General features: G+C 60.8%; 16 protein-coding genes and 3 pseudogenes. 8 read left to right on the plus strand and 11 right to left on the minus strand.

What is annotated here, in order from left to right; all coding sequences use genetic code 11:
* Window positions 1-444: hypothetical protein (locus VK92_RS43500; RefSeq protein WP_442854669.1), on the minus strand; the 444-nt coding region annotated here is incomplete at its 3' end.
* A gap of 97 nt (window positions 445-541) precedes the next feature.
* Between VK92_RS43500 and VK92_RS40015 the strand changes: the two are divergent.
* Window positions 542-5,884: pseudogene (locus VK92_RS40015) on the plus strand (YadA-like family protein); the annotation flags it as partial.
* A 124-nt stretch (window positions 5,885-6,008) separates the two neighbouring features.
* Window positions 6,009-6,422: pseudogene (locus VK92_RS41765) on the plus strand (OmpA family protein); the annotation flags it as partial.
* 441 nt (window positions 6,423-6,863) lie between these two features.
* Here the strand turns inward: VK92_RS41765 and VK92_RS41770 are convergent.
* Window positions 6,864-7,283: pseudogene (locus VK92_RS41770) on the minus strand (c-type cytochrome); the annotation flags it as partial.
* A gap of 337 nt (window positions 7,284-7,620) precedes the next feature.
* Here VK92_RS41770 and VK92_RS15090 point away from each other — a divergent pair.
* The 4 genes from VK92_RS15090 (at window position 7,621) to aspA (ending at window position 12,961) form a co-directional block, all read left to right on the plus strand.
* Window positions 7,621-8,535: a LysR substrate-binding domain-containing protein gene (locus tag VK92_RS15090; RefSeq protein WP_048027974.1), complete on the plus strand. Its 915-nt coding sequence runs from the start codon at window positions 7,621-7,623 to the stop codon at window positions 8,533-8,535.
* 178 nt (window positions 8,536-8,713) lie between these two features.
* The gene (locus VK92_RS15095; protein ID WP_048028206.1) at window positions 8,714-9,988 is read left to right on the plus strand and encodes a dicarboxylate/amino acid:cation symporter; all 1,275 of its coding nucleotides are present in this window, start codon (window positions 8,714-8,716) and stop codon (window positions 9,986-9,988) included.
* A 14-nt stretch (window positions 9,989-10,002) separates the two neighbouring features.
* Window positions 10,003-11,445 (plus strand): aspartate/glutamate racemase family protein, encoded by a 1,443-nt coding sequence (locus VK92_RS15100; RefSeq protein ID WP_048028208.1) that lies wholly within the window; start codon window positions 10,003-10,005, stop codon window positions 11,443-11,445.
* Window positions 11,446-11,542: 97 nt separating this feature from the next.
* Window positions 11,543-12,961, plus strand: a complete 1,419-nt coding sequence (gene aspA, locus VK92_RS15105) for an aspartate ammonia-lyase (protein ID WP_048027976.1) — start codon at window positions 11,543-11,545, stop codon at window positions 12,959-12,961.
* Window positions 12,962-13,025: 64 nt separating this feature from the next.
* On the opposite strand, the gene VK92_RS15110 is transcribed toward aspA, so the two are convergent.
* The 4 genes from VK92_RS15110 to VK92_RS15125 form a co-directional block, all read right to left on the minus strand.
* Window positions 13,026-13,970, minus strand: coding sequence for a serine hydrolase (locus VK92_RS15110; protein ID WP_048027977.1), 945 nt, complete (start codon window positions 13,968-13,970; stop codon window positions 13,026-13,028).
* 211 nt (window positions 13,971-14,181) lie between these two features.
* The gene (locus VK92_RS15115; RefSeq protein ID WP_048027979.1) at window positions 14,182-14,559 is read right to left on the minus strand and encodes a VOC family protein; all 378 of its coding nucleotides are present in this window, start codon (window positions 14,557-14,559) and stop codon (window positions 14,182-14,184) included.
* Between the two features lie 91 nt (window positions 14,560-14,650).
* Window positions 14,651-15,394, minus strand: coding sequence for an SDR family NAD(P)-dependent oxidoreductase (locus VK92_RS15120; RefSeq protein ID WP_048027981.1), 744 nt, complete (start codon window positions 15,392-15,394; stop codon window positions 14,651-14,653).
* Window positions 15,395-15,405: 11 nt separating this feature from the next.
* Complete coding sequence (locus VK92_RS15125; protein WP_048027982.1) at window positions 15,406-15,813, minus strand: DoxX family protein; 408 nt, start codon at window positions 15,811-15,813, stop codon at window positions 15,406-15,408.
* A gap of 104 nt (window positions 15,814-15,917) precedes the next feature.
* Here VK92_RS15125 and VK92_RS40020 point away from each other — a divergent pair, with 104 nt between their 5' ends.
* Window positions 15,918-16,301: a winged helix-turn-helix transcriptional regulator gene (locus VK92_RS40020; protein ID WP_423064346.1), complete on the plus strand. Its 384-nt coding sequence runs from the start codon at window positions 15,918-15,920 to the stop codon at window positions 16,299-16,301.
* 1,163 nt (window positions 16,302-17,464) lie between these two features.
* Window positions 17,465-17,725 (plus strand): hypothetical protein, encoded by a 261-nt coding sequence (locus VK92_RS43505; protein WP_131723241.1) that lies wholly within the window; start codon window positions 17,465-17,467, stop codon window positions 17,723-17,725.
* An 18-nt stretch (window positions 17,726-17,743) separates the two neighbouring features.
* Here VK92_RS43505 and tssJ read toward each other — a convergent pair whose 3' ends face one another.
* From tssJ to tssF, 5 genes are all read right to left on the minus strand, one after another.
* Window positions 17,744-18,274 carry a type VI secretion system lipoprotein TssJ gene (tssJ, locus tag VK92_RS15130; RefSeq protein WP_048027987.1) on the minus strand — a complete coding sequence of 177 codons (531 nt, stop codon included), beginning with the start codon at window positions 18,272-18,274 and terminating at the stop codon, window positions 17,744-17,746.
* Between the two features lie 53 nt (window positions 18,275-18,327).
* Window positions 18,328-18,942 carry a LemA family protein gene (locus VK92_RS15135; protein ID WP_048028209.1) on the minus strand — a complete coding sequence of 205 codons (615 nt, stop codon included), beginning with the start codon at window positions 18,940-18,942 and terminating at the stop codon, window positions 18,328-18,330.
* A gap of 75 nt (window positions 18,943-19,017) precedes the next feature.
* Window positions 19,018-20,061, minus strand: a complete 1,044-nt coding sequence (locus VK92_RS38995; RefSeq protein WP_053077856.1) for a TPM domain-containing protein — start codon at window positions 20,059-20,061, stop codon at window positions 19,018-19,020.
* Between the two features lie 304 nt (window positions 20,062-20,365).
* Complete coding sequence (tssG, locus tag VK92_RS15145) at window positions 20,366-21,463, minus strand: type VI secretion system baseplate subunit TssG (RefSeq protein WP_423064347.1); 1,098 nt, start codon at window positions 21,461-21,463, stop codon at window positions 20,366-20,368.
* Entirely contained in the window at window positions 21,460-23,274 is a 1,815-nt protein-coding gene (gene tssF, locus VK92_RS15150; protein ID WP_048027990.1) for a type VI secretion system baseplate subunit TssF, read from the minus strand. Before tssF ends, tssG begins: the two co-directional genes overlap by 4 nt.
* Window positions 23,275-23,277 lie beyond the last annotated feature (3 nt).

Here is a 23,277-nt window from a genome sequence, read left to right on the forward strand (position 1 = left end):
CAGCTCGATCACGTCGTTGTCCACGTCGACCTCGACGGGCCTGTCGTCGGCGAATAGCTCGATCTCGTCGCTGTCCACGTCGACCTCGACTGGCCTCTCGTCGGCTAACAGCTCGATCACGTCGCTGTCGACTTCCACGTCGACCGGCCTGTCGTCGGCTAACAGCTCGATTACCTCGCTGTCCACCTCGACCTCGACGGGGCTGTCGTCGGCTAACAGCTCGATCACTTCGCTGTCCACCTCGACCTCAACGGGCTTATCGTCGGCGAACAGCTCGATCACGTCGTTGTCGACTTCGACCTCGACCGGCCTGTCGTCGGCCAACAGCTCGATCACGTCGCTGTCCACGTCGACGTCGACCGGCATCAGCTCACTGTCGACCGGCCTGAGTTCGACCAACAGCTCGGTGACATCGCTGTCGACGTCGACCTCGACCGCGATCAACGCTGCGAAGACGCACTATTACAGCGTCAACGACAACGGTCCGCAGCAAGGCAATTACAACAACGACGGCGCCACGGGCATCAATGCACTCGCCGCTGGCACGAATGCAAGTGCATCGGGTGCGAGCAGCGTTGCGGTCGGCGATGGCTCGCACGCGTCGTCGGACGGCGCGGTCGCGATCGGCCAGAACGCATCGGCAACGGGTGGCAAGGCCGTGTCGATCGGCGTCGCGAACACGGCGAGCGGCGACGGTGCGGTCGCAATCGGCGATCCGAGCGTCGCGACGGGCACGGGCGCGGTCGCGATGGGCGCGAACAACACGGCGACCGGTAACGGCGCAGTGGCGCTGGGCAACGCGAATACGGCAATCGGCGACGGCTCGCTCGCGTTGGGCAACGCGTCGACGGCAGGCGCCGCCGGTTCGCTGGCCTTCGGTGCGAACGCGATTGCGAAGGGTGCCAACGATGTCGCACTCGGTTCGGGCTCGGTCACCGCGGCGCCGAATCCGACCAGTAGCGTCACAATCGGCACGACGACGTTTGGCAACTTTGCCGGAACTACGCCAGCGAGTGTGGCGAGTGTCGGTGCGCCAGGCGCGGAGCGTCAGGTTACCAATGTCGCAGCTGGCCAAGTCACGTCGTCCAGTACGGACGCGATCAACGGCAGTCAGCTTTATTCGGTCGCGAGCACGACCAATTCAAGCATTACGTCGCTGTCGACCTCGACGTCGACGGGTATCAGTTCGCTTTCTACAGGGCTGTCGAGCACGAATAGCACGGTGACGTCACTGTCCTCGACACTTTCGTCGTCCACTAGCGCGATCAATTCGCTGTCGACGGGCTTGTCGTCGACCGACAGTTCGGTCACGTCGCTGTCGACCTCGACCTCGACGGGGCTGTCGTCGGCGAATAGCTCGATCGACTCGTTGTCCACCTCGACCTCGACCGGTCTGTCGTCGGCCAACAGCTCGATCACCTCGCTGTCCACCTCGACCTCGACCGGTCTGTCGTCGGCTAACAGTTCGATCACGTCGCTGTCGACCTCGACTTCGACCGGCATCAACTCGCTGTCCACGGGCCTCAGCTCGACCGATAGCTCGGTGACTTCGCTGTCGACTTCCACGTCGACCGGCATCTCGTCGGCCACGAGCTCGATTGCTTCACTCTCGACGTCGACCTCGACGGGCATCAGCTCGCTGTCAACTGGCCTCAGCACGACCGACAGCTCCGTCGCGTCCCTGTCGACTTCCGCGTCGACCGGCATCAGCACCGCGCAAAGCGGTGTCAACTCGCTGTCGACCGGCCTGAGCTCAACCAACAGTTCCGTCGCTTCGCTGTCGACTTCCACGTCGACCGGCATCTCGTCGGCCACGAGCTCGATTGCTTCACTCTCGACGTCGACCTCGACGGGTATCAGCTCGCTGTCAACTGGCCTCAGCACGACCGACAGCTCCGTCGCGTCCCTGTCGACTTCCGCGTCGACCGGCATCAGCACCGCGCAAAGTGGTGTCAACTCGCTGTCGACCGGCCTGAGCTCAACCAACAGTTCCGTCGCTTCGCTGTCGACTTCTACGTCGACCGGCATCTCGTCGACCACAAGCTCGATTGCTTTCCTCTCGACGTCGACCTCGACGAGCATCAGCTCGCTGTCGACTGGCTTGAGCTCGACCGACAGCTCGGTTGCTTCGCTGTCGACTTCCACGTCGACTGGCATCAGTACTGCGCAAAGTGGCGTCAACTCGCTGTCGACCGGCCTCAGCTCGACCAATAGCTCCGTCGCTTCGCTGTCCACGTCGACTTCGACCGGTATCAGCACCGCACAAAGCGGTGTCAATTCGCTATCCACTGGCCTCAGCTCGACCAACAGCACCGTCGTATCGCTGTCCACGTCGACGTCGACCAGCATCGGCTCTCTGTCCACCGGCCTGAGTACGGTGACGACCAACACCAACAATCTCGGCAACAGCACTGCCGCGGCACTCGGCGGTGGTTCGACGTACAACCCCGCGACCGGCACGGTGTCGGCGCCGTCGTACACGACGTACAACGCGAACGGCACGACGACCACCGCCAACAACGTCGGCTCCGCGATCGACAACATCAACGGCCAGGGCATCAAGTACTTCCACGCGAATTCGACTGCGCCTGACAGCAAGGCTTTCGGCACAAACTCGGTCGCGATCGGCCCGAACGCTATCGCTAACAATGCCGGCGATATCGCACTCGGGTCCGGCTCCGTGACGGCAGCCGCAAATCCGACCAGCAGCGCAACCATCGGCTCGACGACGTACGGCAACTTCGCCGGCGCCACGGCATCGAGCGTTGTGAGCGTTGGCAGCGCAGGGGTGGAGCGTCAGATCACCAACGTGGCAGCCGGCCGGATCACGTCGTCCAGCACGGACGCAATCAACGGCAGCCAGCTCTACGCGGTCGCGAGCACGACCGATTCGAGCATCACGTCGCTGTCCACGTCGACTTCGACGGGCATCGGCTCGCTGTCCACCGGCCTGTCGAGCACGAACAGTACCGTCGCATCGCTGTCTTCGACACTGTCGTCGTCTGACAGCACGATTGCATCGCTGTCGACCGGGCTCTCGACGACGGCTAGCAGCGTGACCTCGCTGTCGACGTCCACGTCGACGGGCATTTCGTCGGCCAACAGCTCGATTGCTTCGCTCTCCACGTCGACATCGACCGGTATCAGCTCGCTGTCGACCTCCACGTCGACGGGTATCTCGTCGGCCAACAGCTCGGTCGCGTCGCTCTCGACGTCGACCTCGACCGGGATCAGCTCGCTGTCCACCGGCCTGAGCTCGACCGATAGCTCGGTTGCGTCGCTGTCGACCTCCACGTCGACGGGCATCTCGTCAGCCGCCAGCTCGATCGCGTCCCTGTCCACGTCCACCTCGACCGGTATCAGCTCACTGTCGACCGGCCTGAGCTCGACCGACAGCTCCGTCGCCTCGCTGTCGACCTCCACGTCGACCGGTATCTCGACGGCCACCAGCTCGATTGCCTCGCTGTCGACCTCCACATCGACGGGTATCTCGACGGCCACCAGCTCGATCGCGTCGCTCTCGACATCGACCTCGACCGGCATCAGCTCCCTGTCGACCGGCATCTCGACGGCCACCAGCTCGATTGCCTCGCTGTCCACGTCCACCTCGACGGGCATCAGCTCGCTGTCGACGGGCCTGAGTTCGACCGACAGCTCCGTCGCGTCCCTGTCGACCTCCACGTCGACCGGTATCTCGACGGCCACCAGCTCGATTGCCTCGCTGTCAACGTCCACCTCGACGGGCATCAGCTCTCTGTCCACTGGCCTGAGCACGACCAACAGCTCGGTTGCATCGCTCTCGACGTCGACTTCGACGAGCATCAACTCGCTGTCGACGGGCCTGAGTTCGACCGACAGCTCCGTCGCGTCCCTGTCGACCTCCACGTCGACCGGTATCTCGACGGCCACCAGCTCGATTGCCTCGCTGTCAACGTCGACCTCGACCGGTATCAGTTCGCTGTCGACTGGCCTCAGCTCGACCAACAGCTCGGTTACATCGCTCTCGACGTCGACTTCGACCGGTATCAGTTCGCTGTCCACCGGCCTCAGCTCGACCGATAGCTCCGTCGCTTCGCTGTCGACCTCCACATCGACGGGTATCTCGACGGCCACCAGCTCGATCGCGTCGCTCTCGACATCGACCTCGACCGGCATCAGCTCCCTGTCGACCGGCATCTCGACGGCCACCAGCTCGATTGCCTCGCTGTCCACCTCGACTTCGACCGGTATCAGCTCCCTGTCGACCGGCATCAGCTCGGCCAACAGCACGGTCACCTCGCTCTCGACCTCGACCTCGACCGGCATCAGCTCGCTGTCCACCGGCCTGAGCTCGACCAACAGCACGATCACCTCGCTCTCGACCTCAACCTCGACCGGCATCAGCTCGCTGTCCACCGGCCTGAGCTCGACCGACAGCACCGTCGCTTCGCTGTCGACCTCCACATCGACCGGCCTGTCGACGGCGACCAGCTCGATCACGTCGCTGTCCACGTCGACGTCGACCGCGATCCAGGCCGCGAAGACGCACTACTACAGCGCCAACGACAACGGCACGCAGCAGGCCAACTACAACAACGACGGCGCGACCGGCGTCAACGCGCTCGCCGCCGGCACCAACGCCTCCGCCTCGGGCGCGAGCAGCGTCGCGGTCGGCGACCGTGCGAACGCGTCGTCCAACGGCGCGGTCGCCATCGGCCAGAACGCTTCGGCAACCGGCAGCAAGGCCGTCTCCATCGGCGTCGCCAACGCCGCCAGCGGCGACGGCGCCCTGGCCATCGGCAACGCCAACACCGCCACCGGCAACGGCTCCCTCGCCCTCGGCAATACGTCGACGGCCGCCGCCACCGGCTCGCTCGCCTTCGGCTCGAACGCGGTCGCGAACAACATCAACGACGTCGCGCTCGGCACCGGTTCGGTCACGGCCGCCGCCAACCCGACGTCCAGCGCGACGATCGGCGGCGTCACCTACTTCTTCGCGGGCAGCACGCCGACGAGCGTCGTGAGCGTCGGCGCGCCGGGCGCGGAACGCCAGATCACCAACGTCGCCGCGGGCCGCATCTCGGCCACCAGCACCGACGCGATCAACGGCAGCCAGCTCAACGCGACGAACCAAGCCGTCAACAGCCTGTCGACGTCGACCGCGTCGAACATCTCGTCGCTGTCCACCGGTATCAGCTCGCTGTCCACCGGCCTGTCGTCGACCAACAGCAACCTCGCATCGCTGTCGACGTCGACGTCCACCGGCCTCACGTCGCTATCGACGGGCCTCAGCTCGACGAACAGCACGGTGGCGTCGCTGTCGACCGGCGTGACGAACATCAACACACAGTTGAACCAGTTGTCGACGACGCTGAACAACAACACGACGCGCACGGCGAACAACAACGGCGTCGCGGCAGACATGAACGGCACCGGCAACGACCGCCCTATCGTCACGGCGGGCTCGAACTCGGTGGCGATCGGCGCCGCGTCGAACGACAGCAACCGCTCGAACGTGGTCTCGGTCGGCAACGACACCCAGCAGCGGCAGATCATCAACGTCGCGCCGGGTACGCAAGGCACCGATGCAGTCAACGTGAACCAGCTGTCGACGGCGCTGTCGGGCCAGCAGGCGCAGATAAACAGCCTCGATTCGCAACTGCAGCAGACCGACCAGATGGCGAAGCAGGGTATCGCGGCCGTCGGCGCGATGGCGTCGATCCCGCAGCTCGACCGCGACGCCAACTTCGGGATGGGTGTCGGCACGTCGACGTTCCTCGGCCAGAAGGCAATGGCGGTCAACATGCAGGCGCGGATCACCGAGAACCTGAAGGCATCGATCAACGGCGGCTTCAGCGGGAGTCAGAAGGTAATCGGCGCCGGCATGCTGTACCAGTGGAAGTAACGCGTCGCGCTGCCCGTCCGCCTGGCTCGCCAGCCGGACGGCACGCGGCGGCCCTGACGGCACGACTAGCCAGCCGAGCAACCTTCGACCGGTCTCGGTCAACCCAAGCTTTGAGGACGTCACCTTGAACAAACTCGCTCTTGCGCTCGCACTTTCCGAAATGGCCCTCGCCGCGTGCTCGACAGCATCCGGCCTGACCTACAGCGCCTCCGAGTTGCAGTCGCGCGACGGCGTGCGTACGTTCGAGGTGGACTGCCACGGCCTGCTGTCCGGCCCGCAGACCTGCATGAAGGCCGCCAGCAAGATCTGCCGCGACCGGCCGGTGCGCGCCGTCGATTCGGCCCGCGCGCTGCGCGAAAAATCCGATCCAGCGACGCTCGTCTTCCAGTGCGGCATCGCGCCGGCTGAACCGGCGTCGGCGGCCGAGCCGGCGGCGGCGGCCGTCGAACACGTGAACCTGTAGGGCGACGCGCTGTTCGCCACCGACCACGCGACGCTCGCACCGACCGCGTGCGAGTCGCGCGACCAGTTGCTGAGCACCGTCTCGAGGACATGACAGAAAGTTGCCGGAGTGATGCCCTGTTCCTTTCGCGACATCCTCGGCCTCGCAGACACCATCAAAGGTTCCGGCCAAGAGCGGACGATAGCTCGTGCCGCATTCCTTGCGAACCATCCCGCCACCACGAATCTGAGCGTTGAAGTATATGGTGCGGACTCATCTGATCGATGGAGCGGGTTGATGGAATCGTTCGGCTGGAGTATCGAAGCTTAGTGTCTTTTCAAGATCGTTCATCGCCCCGCTCTCTCCCGAACCGTTTGCGCAGCCTGATCCGACAAACGATCGCAGATCACGTCATAGCGCGAACGTCCGGCACCGCCCGATTTTCGTTGGCGCAATGGTTTCGCGAGCTCGCCGCGCCCCTGTTGCCAATCACTGACTCGTTGCCTGCATGAGCTTCACAACATCCGCCACCTGAACCTATGGTGCGCCGTTATTCCAGCCTGCCCGCATGAACGTCAGCACATCGGCGATCTGGCGGTCGCTCAGTAGGTTCGCAAACTCCCGCGTCGGATACGACGCGGGCAAACCATCAATGACGAGATCAGCCGTGCCATTCAACGTTACGTTTATCAACGACGCGGAACTTGCCTCCAACATATACGGGATGCCCGCGAGCGGTGCGAGCAGCGGTGCAAATGCCTTTCCGTCGGCGCCATGGCAGTGCATGCGGTAGGCATGCGTACACCTTGGCACAGGAAGCGCTCCTAGGTCGCGCAAGCAGCGCCAGCGTTGCCTTGGAATCGTGCCGAAACGACGGCGCGCTATTGCCGCCGGCGCAGGTAATGACTTCTGGTAACGCTCGACGGCACCAAGGTCGCTGGCCGTCGGCCGCTGCGTGACCACGCGTGTCGGCACTTGCGTACCCAGCCAGATCCGCAACCGTACGCCACGTACACCCGATGAAGCTCGGCGAGCCACGTCTTGCAGCTCAGAAATTTCGCAACCAAGCGAAAGTCGGTGTTTTGTTTTCCGGCGAAACGGTGGCTAGCCACGGTACGAAGAAAGACACCTGTGCCGTTTGACGCCCCGCCCCCTTGACCCGTAAGCTCTTCTTCCGAGCCGCACCCCACAACAGTGGAAGAAGGCGACATTTCATAAGCATTCGCTCGATGCGATTGTTTGCCTCCTGCCAGATGACGGCAGATCAGTTCAGCAGCGGACCTCCAAGGCAAATATGGAAATCAAATGGATTGAGGACTTCCTCGCCCTCGCTCAATACCAAAGCTTTTCCCGGGCAGCAGAATTCCGCAACGTCACTCAATCGGGCTTCAGTCGCCGAATCCAGTCTCTCGAGCAGTGGATCGGCGCCGAGCTAATTGATCGCAGCAGCTTCCCACCTGTTCTGACGCCAGCCGGGCGACTATTTCGTGAGACGGCGGAAGATCTGCTCAACCGATTGTTCGACACACGCGCAATCATCCGCACGGAGCAACGAATCGCCGGCAAAAGCCTGCAGATAGCGGCCGGTCATACGATCGCACTGAGCTTCCTGCCGGGCTGGCTCAAAGCGCTTGCATCGCATTTCGGCGAAGTGCGAGCGCGCGTCATTCCAACGAACGTCCATGACTCGATCCTGATGCTCGTCAATGGAAACTGCGAGCTCATGTTTGCCTATCATCATCCCGAACTCCCGTTGCATCTCGACCCTGTTAGGTATGAACACGTGACTGTTGGTATCGACACTCTGATGCCGACTTGCAAGCCCAATCGGCGATCGGCACCCACTTTCCGCCTGCCGGGAACAAAGCAGAACCCATTGCCGCTCATTTCGTATACCGAAACCAGCTACTTCGGACGTTGTCTTGCGCTGCTGCTCACTCGGGCACCCGATACGCCGGCGTTGCAACTGCACTACGAGTCCGACATGGCCGAAGTGTTGAAAAAACTCGTGCTAGAAGGCGACGGCGTGGCGTGGTTGCCCAAGAGCGCTATCACCGCCGAACTGGCCACGGGCGACCTTGTGCCGGCCGGCCCGCCAGCGTGGAATCTCGAAGTCGAGCTGCGCGTCTACCGCGACGCATCCAATCGCAGCGAGTTTCTCGATAGTCTTTGGCAACACCTTCGCGCTGCATCATCTCAGCTCAGCTAGGGTTTTCCCATGTTATGCGGAACTCGCATACGATCATGATGCACTAGCATCACGGTTTTATTGACGCTCCCTACCATTCGTTCCAACGGCAAATGTGACGCCCGGCCAGCGTCACTTGGGCCTATTCTCCGTGCTCGGCAGCCTTCGGCAGCCCGGCGCCACCCAAGGACGAATGGATATGAAAAATCGCCTTACTCTCAGCATCGCTGTTGGCATGATCCTCGGTGTCATTGCCGGCTACGCGTGTCACAAAAGCATCGCCGACCCAGGTACGCTTAAGGCGGTCGCCGGCTATTTCTCGATCGTAACGGACATTTTTCTGCGGCTGATCAAGATGATCATTGCGCCGCTGGTCTTCGCCACACTCGTCTCCGGATTGGCCGGGATGGACAGCGGCGAAGACGTCGGCCGTATTGGCCTTCGCTCGGTCGCCTGGTTCATCTGCGCATCGCTGATTTCGTTGGGCCTGGGGCTCGTCATGGCCAATGCGCTGGAGCCAGGAGCCGGCCTGCATCTCACGGACACCGCCGGTGAGGTGAACACGGGGTTGAATACGGCCGCACTGAACGCGCGGGACGTGATCACGCACGCATTCCCGACCAGCCTGCTCGATGCGATGGCGCGCAACGACATCCTGCAGATTCTCGTATTTTCGGTGTTCCTCGGCATCGCGCTGAGTGCGCTGAAGAAAGATCCGCGAGTCGGCATCGTTATCCAGGCGATTGACGGTATGGTGCCGGTGATGTTGCGCCTCACGAACTACGTGATGCGCGCGGCGCCGCTCGGTGTGTTCGGCGCAATCGCTTCCGCGGTCACGCTTCGCGGCCTGGATGTGATTTATACGTATGGCAAGCTGATCGGCTCATTCTATCTCGGGTTGTTCATCCTTTGGGCGATCCTGATGGGTGTCGGATATGCGTTTCTCGGGCGACGCGTCGTCAGTCTGCTGAAAGCCGTGCGCGAACCCGCATTGATCGCCTTCTCCACCGCTAGCAGCGAGGCGGCCTACCCGCGCCTGACCGAGCAGTTGGAGAAGTTCGGCGTCGACAAGAAGGTAGTCGGGTTCACGCTTCCATTGGGTTATGCGTTCAACCTCGATGGTTCGATGATGTATCAGGCGTTCGCAGCGATTTTCATCGCGCAGGCCTTCGGCGTGCACATGCCGTTATCGCAACAGATCTTCATGTTGTTGATTCTCATGCTTAGCAGCAAGGGCATGGCAAGCGTGCCGCGCGGATCGGTAGTTGTCGTCGCTGCCGTGGCCCCGATGTTCCATCTGCCGGCTGCGGGCGTCGCAATGGTGCTCGCGATCGATCAAATTCTCGATATGGGACGCACGATGACGAACGTCATCGGCAACAGCGTCGCGACTGCCGTAATCGCGAAGTGGGAAGGAAAGCGTTCGGCAAAGTCGAGCAACGACGTATTCGACCAACCGGAGCTGAACGCGTGAACCAGCCTGAAACCATGAAAATTCGGCAGAAATTCGGCGTCGTCGGCGGCCTTGGGCCGCTCGGGAGCGCCGACGTCTTCTTCAAGCTGGTGAAGGCGACCTCCGTGTCGTCCGACGACGAGCATGTCGACCTGATCTTCGAGCAGCACGCGTTCAGCGGCTCAGGATCAAGCAGTGCGGCGACAACCGAGCGCAAGCTTTATGTTTTCGACATGATCCGTGCATTCGAGAAGCGCGGCGTGACGACAGTAGTGCTTCCATGTTTTCTCAGCCACACGTTTATCGATGAGCTGAAGGCGAACACGCGGCTGCCGATCGTCAACATCGTCGAAGCAGTTCGCAGTTACGTGCAGCGAAAGTTCCCCGGCGCTACCCGTATTGGCGTGATGGCTTCGGACTATGTGCGTGACAAGAAATTGTTCGAGACGTACTTCCCGTCACCGCAGTTTGAAATCGTGTATCCGCAGATGCACGGCGATATCGATCTCGTGACCGACGCGATCTATGGGCCGGACGGAATTAAGCGCGGCAACTTTCGTGGGCGGCCGGTCGAACTGCTGCGCGCGGCGTGCGAGGATCTGGTGGATCAAGGGGCGCAGGTCATTGTCCCGGCGCTAACAGAGATCGCGCTTGTCGCAGGCGAACTCGGCCCGCAGCGCGTGCCGCTGATCGATTCCAATCTGGTGTATGCGCAGTACGCCGTTTCGGCGCCAGGCGGTTCACGCGCACCGACGTTCAAGGTCGGTGTCGTGGGTGGCGTCGGGCCGGCTGCGACAGTCGACTTTTTGAACAAGGTCGTTCGAAACACACCGGCGTCGCGCGATCAGGACCACATCAAGCTACTTGTCGAACAGAATCCGCAAATTCCAGACCGGACGGAAAACCTCGTCGGCACCGGTACGGACCCGACGATTTCGTTGTATGCGACATGCAAGAAGCTTGAGGACGGAGACGCGGACATCATTGCGATTCCATGCAACACCGCCCATGCGTTTGTCGAGCGGATTCAACCCTATCTCGGTATCCCGATCGTCAACATGCTGACGGTCACTGTCGCTTACCTACGCGAGACCTACCCTGCACTGCGAGAGGTCGGTGTGCTGGCAACGTCCGGCACGATCGAAAGCGGCGTCTATAAGAAGGCGCTTGAGGCGCACGGACTCACGCAGGTAGCGCCAGGGCCCGCGCTGCAGGCGCGCGTGATGGAAGCGATCTACGGCAAGAACGGCGTCAAGGCAGGTTTCTCGACGGGGCGATGCGAAGAAGACATCAACGCCGCTGTCGACGGATTGATTGCCAACGGTGTCGAAGTGATTGTCCTCGGATGTACTGAGCTGCCGATTCTGCTGCCAAGCGGGGAGTACGTCTCACGAAACGGCGCTCGAGCAACACTCATCGACCCGACGGAAGTACTGGCGCGCAGATGTATCGCATATGCAACCGCCGCCGGTGATTGAGCAGTACAGGACCTTTCAACCATTCAGACAGCCGGCGCGCAGCTAGTCGCATATGGCGCCGGGTCATCGCATCGTCTAATATTCCGTGAGCACCAGTATGATAAATCTCGCCACACGTATCGAGCACGATCTTCTCGGCGATCGCGCAGTGCCCAACGACGCCTATTACGGCGTCCACACACTACGGGCCCTCGAAAACTTCCCAATTTCTGGCGTCCCGATTTCGACCTATCCGGCGCTGGTCAACGCTCTGGCATGCGTGAAAGAGGCGGCCGCGTTGGCGAACCACGATTTGGGCCTGCTTTCGGAGCACAAGATGCGGGCCATCGTGCACGCATGTCAAAAGATTCGCGGTGGCGGTGCACACGAGCAGTTCGTGGTGGATGTCATCCAAGGAGGGGCTGGCACGTCCACGAACATGAACGCGAATGAGGTAATTGCCAACCTGGCCCTGGAGTATCTCGGCCATGAACGAGGCGATTACGCGATGTTGCACCCTAACGAAGATGTCAACATGGGACAGAGCACAAATGACGTTTACCCGACGGCGCTGAAGATTGCCGCCTACATGGGGATTGTGCAGCTTGTCCATTCGATGGGTGTCCTCCGTGCGTCGTTCGAACGCAAGGCGGTAGAGTTCCGCAACGACCTGAAGATGGGACGGACGCAGTTGCAAGATGCTGTTCCGATGACCCTCGGTCAAGAGTTCAGCACGTTTGCAGTAATGCTCGGAGAGGACGAGGATCGCCTCCGGGAAGCATCCAAACTGATTTGTGAAATCAATCTCGGGGCAACGGCAATCGGTACCGGTATCAACACGTCACCGGAGTACGCGCCGCTCGTGTGCCGTCATCTTGCTTCCATCACGGGAATACCAGTAATCACGTCACCGAACCTTGTCGAGGCAACTCAGGACGTCGGATCGTTCGTCCAGTTGTCGGGCGTGTTGAAACGCGTGGCCGTCAAACTTTCCAAGACGTGCAATGACCTTCGGCTTCTGTCGAGCGGGCCGCGCGCGGGCCTAGGTGAGATCAATCTGCCGGCGGTTCAGGCCGGGTCGAGCATCATGCCCGGCAAGGTCAATCCAGTCATCCCCGAAGTTGTCAACCAGATCGCCTTTGAAGTTATCGGCAATGACGTGACGATCACGTTTGCCGCCGAAGCAGGTCAGTTGCAATTGAATGCATTTGAGCCAGTAATTGCTTACAGTCTTTTCAAAAGCGTCGCTCATCTGCGCGCAGGTTGTCTCACACTGGCGTCGAAATGTGTCGACGGGATCACTGCGAATCGAGAAAGACTTCAGTCGCTCGTCGAACATTCGATCGGGATCGTGACAGCGCTCAATCCGTATATCGGCTATACCAACGCCACCGACGTTGCACAGCAAGCGCTGGAATCTGGCAAAGGCGTCGCCGAGATCGTGATCGAAAGAGGCTTACTGACACGTGCGCAACTCGACGAAATTCTCCAGCCGACGATGCTGACGCTGCCGAGGAAGCCCCTCGCTTTCAACTGACGATACGTCAAGTCCGAGGCGCCTGAGCGCGCCTCGGAGCCAAAAACGTTCTCTTTTGCGTCACTCAGCTCGGCTCAAGCGCGCGCGTGACGAAACGGTGTCCGGACTCGCGGGATGCCGGGTAGTCTTTGTACGACGAAAAAGCATAGTTCAGTAGCGTACCTGCGCTCGATATTCGAGTGGCGGCTGTAGGCGCGCCAAGGACTATTGCAAAGACACGTCGTTCCATCGCAGGCGCCACCTGCGGTCGTCTCGCGGTCGCGACGATACAATATCCTGCGGCCTTGGTGTGCCCTGTCTTCAGGCCATCCACGGACGGATCCATTCCCAGCAGCCAGTTCTTGTTCCGTTTTGCAAATTTCCCGTACGCGAAATGCTGTTCAGAAGAGTATTCGTAGTATTCCGGGAAGTCTCTAGTGAGGCGCAGCGCCAGCGTGGACAGATCCCGGGCGGTCGAATAGTTCCCGGGGGTCGTGATGCCCGACGGTGTCGAGAAATGGGTGTGCTGCATCCCGAGTTGCCGGGCCGTGTCGTTCATCAACTGCTCAAAGCCGGAAAGCGAACCGCCGACGCGTTCGGCGAGAACCATGGCAGCGTCATTCGCTGACGCGACAATCAGACCCTGGACCAGATCCTTGATGGGAACGAGTTGTCCGGGAGCCAGATACATTTTTGCTTCATCACCGCCAACCTCTCCAACGTCTGAAGTGCTGACTCTCACCTTCTCATCCCAACGCAAGGTTCCGTTTCGGAGCGCGCGAAGAACGATGTACGCGGTCATGAGCTTGGTGAGCGATGCAGGTTGACGTTCTGCATCCGCATTGTGTTCTGCCAATATCTGTTCGGACTCGCCGTCGATGAGCATCCATGACACCGCTTGGACGTTTGGCGGTTCGTGTGCCGCGGCACTGCCAGCCACGCCTGCCAGACAGGATGTAGCGCCGGCCAGCAAGAGGGGGAGTTGAAGAAGTGAGTGCAATCGTCGCATTGACGAACTTAAAACCTGCATGGAGATATGAGTTGTTGCTGGAGGAGCGGCTCGGGGCCAGCGCGTCGGCCAATGAAGCCGGCGTCTGGTTGAGCAGAGCCAACGGGACGAGTTCGTGAGATGACTCGCAGTCGTCGATCGTAAACGATCGGACCGGATGCGTGATTCCTCGTCGGCATAGCATGATGCCTGGGCGGCATACCCGACAGGTCGGAATTCCTGCTCGCCAGGTTCAAGTCTTCGACAGTTCGTGAAACACCGCTTCGATGTTATGCCCGTTTGGGTCGAGAACAAAGGCGCCGTAATAACCGGCGTGATACTGCCTGTAGCCTGGACCACCGTTGTCCACGCCACCTGCAGCAAGGGCTTCACGATGAAACGCGTCGACTTCCTCGCGACTTGCCGCGGCAAATGCGAGATGTAGTTTGCCAATTGCGGAATCGCCCTCGACGATCCAAAGCGCTGGCAGCACGTCACCGTACCCTGCCCTTCGTGTCGGGGCTGAATCAATCTCGAACAACCTCTTGATGCCGAGCGGTTGCAGCGCTCGGTCATAAAATCCGACGGTCTGGGCGTAATCCGATACGCAGAACGAAATATGGTCGAACATCAAAGTTGAATCCCTTTTTCGACTTCGAGTAAGGCAGGCATAGAGAGGCGCCGACACAAAGCTGATGGATGCCGCCTCTCCTTGATCGTCTTTAACGTGCGCTGTCGATGATTGAACCGCCGTCGGGGGTGAGACTGTAGCCCGTCAGGAACTGCGCATCTTTGCTGGCCAGGAACAACACGACCGGAGCAATGTCCTCTTCCGGCGATCCGTAGCGTCCAAGCGGGTTGGTCGCAGGAGGCACATTGGCCTCTTTGCCCCAGGTTTCGGCAACCGGCAGAACATTGTTCACGGTGATCTTGTCGGCACCCCATTCACGTGCAGCCGTCCGCGTCAAGGCGCGCACAGCTTCTTTCGCCATGTTGTAGGGGCCGTAACCGACCAACCCTATGACACCCGCCATGGACCCGAAGTTGATCACGCGTCCTTCACCACTGGCTTTGAGATACGGATAGGCTGCTTGCATAGTTCTGAGGTACGCAATGGGCCCGAGTTCGAAGTTTCGCTGCAGTTGCTCCACTGACAAATCGATGATCGACGAGAACGGTGCAGATGGATCAAACGCGTTGTTGACGAGTATGTCGATTCCACCGAAGGCGGCGGCGACCTTATCGATTGCAACCTTGATCTGGTCTGCATCACCGATATCGCAAGGCACGCCAAGCGCTGTACCACCTGCAGCGTTGATGTCGGCGACCACCGCATCAACGTTCGCGGGGGTAAGCGACAGCACTGCTACCTTGGCGCCCTCCGCCGCGAAAAGCTTTGCGGTGGCGCGTCCGATACCGCGCCCTGCGCCGGTGACGATTGCAACTTTTCCATTGAGTCGAGACATGACCCTCTCCTTCAGTTGACAGCTGTTTGATGGGCAGCCGCAACGAGCCCGTACGGTGACGAAATCTCGCGAGCGGCGTTTTGAGTAGCGAATGAAATGACCAGAAGCACGAGTCCAATCGCTGCCGGCAATGCATCTTTGGGCTTGCGAACGCCAAGATGCGCGAGCGCCGACAGCAGCAGGTGATAGAAGATGCCGACATAGGCTAGGTCGCTCAGTGGCACGTTGATGCGCGACAGAATAGCCACCACGGCGAGTATCTTCGCGGCAGTCAAAATCGAAACGAGATACGCGGGATAGCCGAGCTCGACGAGGGTCTTACGCACCCAATCTCTCTTGACGATGTACAGCGTGGCGGATGCCAAATAGAGCAGCGACAGCAATCCGGTGCTGATCCAGTACGCATAATTCTCAGCCATTCTTTGGGGTTCCTAGTGTTGTTCGGGATCGACATGGCTCAAGAATGTCGTCTAAGATGAAAGCACGCAAGTAGGATGAATTTCTGTCACTAGGTATGGAAAATATGACTAATGAAACTGAAGGGGTGAACATGCACGACGAAATGCGACGTGCATTTGCGCTGCTTTCTGGCAAGTGGAAGCTGGAGATCATGTGGCTCCTCAACCAGCGGATTTATCGATTTGGAGAACTGCGAAAAGCGATTCCCGGTATTACGCAGCACATGTTGACCGCTCAGCTTCGCGAACTCGAGGCAGATGGTCTGATTTCTCGAACAGTATTCGCAGAAGTACCGCCGCGTGTCGAATATGAGATCACGGAGAAGGCACGTGGACTGGGGCCGACTATGCAGGCTCTAACCGCGTGGTGGAACGAGTACGGGCGGAGCGTGCCGATAAAGGCTACGACGCGTGGACGTAAGGCGTCGGTAGCAAAATCGAAGTCGTGACCTGCAGCGGAACTTTGTAGCCAGTCAGACTCGAAGCAACCGCAACCAGGAGGGCTACTTTCCACGATCGTGCGGACGCACTATCGCCCGTTAGAGCAGTGCGTAGGTAGTCGCAAGCCGAAGACCAAGCGCAGACACTGCGCTGCTGCTCACGCTGCCGTCCAGACGGTCTCAGCACCAAAACATAGCCGTCGCCCCGGCAATCACCCGCCTGGTCAGCCTGCCGCATAGCGGCCATCAGACCAATCATGCGCGAAAGGAGGAAGCGTATGCCCCCGAAAAATCATCTGACGGGCGCCGACCAATCGTCGCAATGCAACCGCGCCTCCCAGACAGACTCGCGTTAAGCCGCCGAGCCTGGCAATCTCCTCTCCTGGTCAGCCAGCCGCGTAGCGGTCATCAAACCAAATCCAGAAGCGGGATGCATATGCTTACGTAAGCATATGCTCTTGAGGATGGAGCATATGCTTCAATGCGGATATACTCATTTGAGAGTTGCTAGGGAGGATACGCTTACGTAAGAAGATGCTAGTGAGAATATGCTTACATAAGCAGAGCTGGAATAACCGGAGCCCCTAGCAGCAATTGCTGACGCTCCTTCCATCACCCTTTGATTGAATGATTCCGACAGACTTTCAGGTTACGGTTCTCTCTTCGCCACCGTACCGGACTGTCTCAACCTTACCCCCGTGGTCGTCCGGATTTCCCCAGCGCGCCACCGGTCACCCCCGTCCGCGCTGGCGGTCACCACCGAAGCTCTTCAAGCGGAAGAGGCGGCCCTATCGTCGGGCGGCTTGTGCTCGGCCGACGTGTGACATTTAAAGTATAACGTCATTTGTACGCCGCATCGACAATGAAATAAGCAAAAGAGGCACCCGAGAAACTACGCCGCCAAAATCCCTCTTTATTCAGTATTAGTTTTTGTCTTCAACCTATTCTGAATTTTTTTGTTGATCCTCGCATCAATCGCGTTCATCGTACAAGACGACCGAATAACGCACGGCTCCGGCAGTCCTCCGGTACATCGATGGCGCTTTTGACGTGCACGGCGGCGTGTTCCTATCCAGCGATAAGCTGGACGAGCATGCCATCATACGCAGTGACGAACGCGGGATTTTCCGCTGTGTAGCGTCGCAGAATCTTCCGTTGCCGTCGTGCATAGCTTGCCAATTGTCATCGTGTTCGTGCAACGCATAGCCGAGGTCGAAGCGCGCCGCCGCGCCCGGATGCACGTGCGCAGAGGCCGGCAAGCCCAACCGCCCCTGTCAGGTGCTGCCGTGCAGGTGCCCAGCAGCGGCGAGCCAGATGTCGCGGGCAACACGCTCGCCTCGCATCTGCGCGTCTGCGGCGCGTTCGAGCAACGCGCGGAACGGCGGCATGAGCAAAACCAGGAGGTCGCTTGGATCATGCACGTTCAAGAATGACTGCCGGATAGCCGTGTATCACCGCGACGCGTTTTCAGGGACGGCGCCGCCGGCAAGCAAGAGCTGGTCGACAAGCTCAAGTTTCAACGGCTTGTCCGCGTCGAGCTTCTTCTTCTCGATCACGTATTTCCAGCCGTCACCATTGCCCGGGTTGCGGTAGAACGCCACGATTGCGATGTATTTCGTGTCGGCTTGCATCGGCTGCGAAAGGCTCACTGCCGCACCCGGGTTCAACACGGACGCGATGTTCCCCTGCAGATCCTGGGCCAGCACGGTCCGGTCATTCCTCAGGAGATCGTCGTAGGACGCGCCATCAAACATCTTGCAGTCCTTGAGCTGATACACGCGGACTGCGACCGACGTCGGACGGCCCGCGTCATCGGGATTCAATGCCTCCCGAGCTGACAAGTCGACGTTGAGCACCTTGACCTGCTTGAAGAACACCGTGTGATACGCGCTCGATGAGGCGTCCGAGACGGCTTGCCAAGCGCCGCATGCCGATAGCAGCATCACGGAAGAAACGATTGAAATCGTGAAACGAATGGGCATCGACGTTCCTTAAATAAGCATGTCGTGAGTTTCTTCGAGTTGGGGTCGATAGGCTACTGTCCCGATGCCCCCGACGCGTGGGAAGAGAAGTCGATGACCGGCGCCTTCGAAATAGCCGCCTCGTTCGCCACACTGAAGTTCGGCCGCGGTTGATAGTCAAACGCCTTCGCCATCAGCACGCCGGGGAATTTCCGGATCTGGACGTTGTAGGCTTGAACGGTTCGGATATAGCGACCGCGCGCGACGGCGATACGGTTCTCGCTGCCCTCCAGCTGCACCTGCAAATTCTGGAACAACCTGTCCGCTTTGAGTTCCGGGTACCTTTCGGATACCACCATCAAACGGCTCAATGCGCCTGAAAGTTCGCCCTGCCGTTGATCGAATGCCGCGAGTGCGGCGGGATCCTTTGCCATTTCCGGCGTCATCTGGATGCTGCCGATCCGCGCCCGGGCTTCAGACACGTCGACGAGCACCTTCTCTTCGTGGGCGGCATATCCCTTGACTGCAGCAGCGAGATTGGGCACGAGGTCCGCCCGCCGCTGATATTCGTTGAGCACCTCGGACCACGCCGCATTGACGTCCTCATCCGACGTTTGAATGGCGTTGTAGCTGCAGCCACCCGTCATGGCGACGATCAAAAAAAACGCAAGAATTCCAAGCCACTTCATGTTGTCTTTCATGTCAAAAGCCCCGACGGGCAGTTGTGGAGATAAAGGTAAATCATTCACTGCGATTGGCAGGCGCTACCAGCTGTCCGACGCCCCGCCTCCGCCACTCGAGCCGCCTCCACCGATGAACAAATCAATAATCGAAGAGTCCGACGAGCTGCTGTTCGAGCTACTGTCCGAACTGCTACCTAATCCGGCGTCGACGATGCTGCCCAGAATGGAACCGGTCGATTGGTTCGACGGGTGGGAGGATGCTGACGATTGGCCGCTGTCAGTTCCCAACATCCAATTCCGGGCGGCCTGAAACCAGCCGATGCCCAACAGGCAAGGCACAATGCCGGCGAACGCAGACATGAACAGTACGAGGAGCGCGGCATCGCTGACACCGCTTGAATTAATTGCCCCTTTCACCAGCTGGATAGTGAGTGCTGCGGACGATCCCAGATAGCTGCTCGGCAGACACACGATCCATCGGTAACTCCGCCACTCGGAGATTGCGCCAAACACCAGGTTGGCCAGTACGAGCAGAACCCAGAACACGGGGGCGGCGGAACTGACGTGCTTCTCCGTGCTCGATCCGAGAACGGACGAAATGCTCGCTGCAGGCGCATCGCTCGCCGAAGCGGGGACGTTCGTCGCAGACGGTTCGCTCGCTGTGGGCCTATCCTGCGGTGGCGGACCGAGACGTTGTACGAGGTCATTGACCGCATCGCTCAGGCCGGCTTCGAATGCGTGTTGGCGAAACGCCGGTACGATGCGATCGCGGATGATCTGCCCGGCCACGACGTCCGGAATCGTTCCCTCGAGACCGTATCCGACCTCGATCCTGACACGGTGGTCCTTCACAGCGGCGACCAACAAAATTCCGTTGTCTACCTTCTTTTTTCCCAGCTTCCATTTCTCGAAGACGGCGGTGGAGAACTGTTCGATCGTTTGCGGTGCAGCGGAGGACACGACGAGCACCGCAAACTGGGTACCGGTCCGCTGTTCTAGGTCCTTTAAACGTCTTGTCAAGTCCGCCTTGCACGTCTCGGTGAACATCCCGACCGAATCGGTCACCCTGCCCTGCAATACTGGAATCGTGCCGCTGTTCCGGATCGCAGCGGCCGTTCCAGCCATGCCGGTATGCGTGCAATCAAGCGAGGACGTCGCGCTGGTATCGGAGGTAAGGGATGGCGGAAGTGATTCCGCAGCATGAGCGGGCATGCATGTCGCTACCGTCACGAGCAAGGTCAGTGCATGTGCGCACACCCGGCCTGAGGCCGTGGTGTGGCCATGACAAGCTCGAGTCGGTATGCGCCGCGCCCCAGTCCACTGCACCAACGAGGCAAGGCGGACCGCTTGCCACACAGCGCCGATGGGCGACAACAACGCTCGCATGACAATTGAGCAGGCAAAACGGACGGGCATCGGGAGTCCCCAATCAATCATGACGCGGCGTTAGGTTCGGGTTGGGTCCTGGTGTGGGAAACGCCTCGTAGACACCGAGCCGGATGGTAAGCAGGCGCTCCTCGTCGGCAGGCAAGACGGTGGTCCAACCCAAACGCGGAGCCGGACCGGCATTAGCCGGACCGATTGCCGGCCGCGGCGCATACTGCGATGAAACCTCCATCCGCAGGTGCACGTCGGCCTTGACACCGACATACAGCTGGATGAACGCCATCAGGTCGCGATGCAGCGCCCCGCCGGGCAACAAATCGTGCGCCTGTTGCCCGTTGGCGGGTTGCAGCGTCACGCGCGCCGCCCGGCTGCGATACGTCATTCGTTTGCCCAGCACGTAGCCTCCGCCGAGCCCCTTGCGCTTGCCATCCCCCTGTGCCGATGCGATACCGTCTGCCGATGTCAGCGGCTGCGGCTGGCCAGTCGACGTCACGACGGGCCAGAACTCGTCGACCCTCGCGCCGGCGCCCGGAACCGCCAGTGCAACCACGCCTGCGAGCCCCTCCGGCGTGCGGGTGCGCTGAATCAGAAGCCCCAGCAGCGCCAGCATCCTTGAATCGGGCAAGCCGGCGCGCTTCGGTTTGTCACCCCAGCCGAACCCCGCCAGACACAGCAGGCTGCGCGAATGATCGTCAATCCCGCCCGGCCGGAAGCTCTCGATATGGCGGTACTTTTTCCACGCACGAAACAGCAGCGTGACGTACCGGTGATTGAACTGGTCGAGGAACGCCTCAACCACCTCGTGCCCCTCTTCTCGCAGCACGATCTCGTCGATCATGTGGGAAGGCATCGCCGCGTCGACGCCATACAGCCCCATGAACGTCGTTCGCACGGTCGGCGGCGCATCAGGCCGTTCGTCGTCGAACTCGACCGACGCGACTTCGCCCGCAGGAAAGCCCATGCGCGGCCGCGGCCGGAATCGTACCGGTTCATACTCGAGCGTATCCCGCGTACCGAACCCCGGCAGGTCGGGGACACGCACCTCAAGCAGCCGGCACAGCTGCATGAAGTTCATTCGTGGTGCGCGCGCAAGCAACGACGCAACCAGAGGGTCGAGATTGGGCAACTCGCGCGGGCTCATAGCGGTGCTCTCTCGGCCTTGCTGCGCGGCCATTCGATCCGGGCCTGCGACGGCAGGCTGACGATTGCGAGCTTCGTGAACAGATTGATGTCGGCGTAGAGCGCGAAGAACCGGTGCAGCAACTCACCGAACAGCATCACGTCGCCCTCTCCCGCAAACGCGTGGCTGTCGAGCGTCACCTCGATCCGTACGCCCCGCTCGACTGAGCCACCCGACACCTCCTCAATCAGCTCCTGCGACACCCACAGGATGCCCGCGAGCCGCCGACGGTTCACCTCGTCGTCCGTCCAGTCGTAAAGCGCCAGCGCCCCACGCAGCACCTCCGCGTTCATCATCGACAGGAAGTTCGGCGCCAGATGCGACAGCACGCGCCACTGAAAGCGGTCGTCCGTCGGCGGGTACAGCGGCAGCGTCGGCGAGACGAGATTGCGCACGCCGGCAACATTCTGCGTGCTGCTCGCGAGCTCGTTGAGGCTCGCTTCCCGCAGCCCCTTGCGCGGCAGCAACCCGTTCGTGCCCGTTACGCGCAGCGACAGGCTTTCTTCCGGCAAGGTCTGCATCGTTTCCCACGCGTGGCCGCCGAGAATGACCCACGTTTCGTGCAGGCCGGAAACACCCGGCCGCACACGCGAGTGGAAATAGCGCTCCGGCGCTTCGTGGCGCAGCATGCCGCCGCGGTGCCGGAACGTCGCGAATGGCACGTATTCATACCGTTCGGCCGTCTCGTGGTCGAATGCCTCGATCGCGTCGACCGAATACGTTTCGACGTGCTCGCCCTGATGACCGGCCGGCACCACGCGATACTCGGTTTCGTGATGGTCGATTTCAATCGGCTCGGCATCCAGCTCGAACAGATTGATGACCGGAGTGCAGAACAGTCGCACGTTCTCTGCGTCAAACCGCTGGTCCGACGGGTAAGCGTGCTTCAGCACGATCTCCAGCTCGAAGCGGGTTGTGCTTTCGGGCAGCTTCGCGATGTCCAGTCCGCACAGGTCGACAAACAGGAATTTTTCGCGGAACGTGAAGTACTCAAGTAGCAACTGGTACCCGGAGAACGCGACATCGGCCTTCGGCCACAGCCGCTCTTCGGTCGAGAAACCAGCCGGCTCGACCGTAACGCCGGCAAGCGGCACGGCCTCGCCGTCGCGAACCTCTGGAATGCGCCAGTGGATGGTGTCGACCTGACGCGTGAGTGCAAGGTGTATCGCGAATGCCGTCGGCAAATCCGCGCTCAGATGCAGGCGCAGCCGCGACAGATCCGTCTCCTTGCGGCGCGCCGACCCGTCGAGCGCAAAGCCGAGCCGGATTACCGAGCGACCATCATGGCGCACGGTGGGTCCAGCATGCGTGATGGTGACCGGTTGCAGTGTGACAGGCTGCGTGGTCCGGTACAGGCACTGTACGGTCTTCGGTGTCCGGCCCTCGGTGCCCGCAGCCGGCGGGACCGCGATCGGCGCGGAGCGTACAGGCACGCCCGCCGGTACGATTTCGGTCTTCTGCAGCTTTTCTGCGAGCGGGACGAGCTCGACCACCGACAGCGACGGAATCATCCGCAGGTAGTGCGGCCATAGCAGGCTCACGAGCCCTTCCGTCAGCTCCGGCAACTCGTCGTCGAGCTTCTGCCGAAGCCGGCCGGTCAGGAACGCGAAGCCTTCGAAAAGCCGTTCGACGTAGGGATCGCGTTCGCCCACGCGGTCGAGGTTCAGCAGACGCGCACGGTCGGGATGCGCTTTCGCGAATTCCTTGCCAGACTCGCGCAGGTAGCGCATTTCCGCTTCGTAGTAGCGCAGGATCGGATCGTCGTTTTCCATTGA

Source organism: Burkholderia sp. LK4 (genome assembly GCF_001043615.1).
Lineage (GTDB): Bacteria > Pseudomonadota > Gammaproteobacteria > Burkholderiales > Burkholderiaceae > Burkholderia > Burkholderia cepacia.

Coding starts and splice junctions, on each gene's coding strand:
- VK92_RS40020 (WP_423064346.1), top strand. CDS start 15,918: ATGACTAATGAAACTGAAGGGGTGAACATGCACGACGAAATGCGACGT.
- tssG (WP_423064347.1), bottom strand. CDS start 21,463: ATGAGCCCGCGCGAGTTGCCCAATCTCGACCCTCTGGTTGCGTCGTTG.
- VK92_RS15120 (WP_048027981.1), bottom strand. CDS start 15,394: ATGTCTCGACTCAATGGAAAAGTTGCAATCGTCACCGGCGCAGGGCGC.
- aspA (WP_048027976.1), top strand. CDS start 11,543: ATGATAAATCTCGCCACACGTATCGAGCACGATCTTCTCGGCGATCGC.
- VK92_RS15135 (WP_048028209.1), bottom strand. CDS start 18,942: ATGAAGTGGCTTGGAATTCTTGCGTTTTTTTTGATCGTCGCCATGACG.
- VK92_RS15095 (WP_048028206.1), top strand. CDS start 8,714: ATGAAAAATCGCCTTACTCTCAGCATCGCTGTTGGCATGATCCTCGGT.
- VK92_RS15110 (WP_048027977.1), bottom strand. CDS start 13,970: ATGCAGGTTTTAAGTTCGTCAATGCGACGATTGCACTCACTTCTTCAA.
- VK92_RS15125 (WP_048027982.1), bottom strand. CDS start 15,813: ATGGCTGAGAATTATGCGTACTGGATCAGCACCGGATTGCTGTCGCTG.
- VK92_RS15115 (WP_048027979.1), bottom strand. CDS start 14,559: ATGTTCGACCATATTTCGTTCTGCGTATCGGATTACGCCCAGACCGTC.
- VK92_RS15100 (WP_048028208.1), top strand. CDS start 10,003: ATGAAAATTCGGCAGAAATTCGGCGTCGTCGGCGGCCTTGGGCCGCTC.
- VK92_RS15090 (WP_048027974.1), top strand. CDS start 7,621: ATGGAAATCAAATGGATTGAGGACTTCCTCGCCCTCGCTCAATACCAA.
- tssJ (WP_048027987.1), bottom strand. CDS start 18,274: ATGCCCATTCGTTTCACGATTTCAATCGTTTCTTCCGTGATGCTGCTA.
- VK92_RS38995 (WP_053077856.1), bottom strand. CDS start 20,061: ATGGCTGGAACGGCCGCTGCGATCCGGAACAGCGGCACGATTCCAGTA.
- tssF (WP_048027990.1), bottom strand. CDS start 23,274: ATGGAAAACGACGATCCGATCCTGCGCTACTACGAAGCGGAAATGCGC.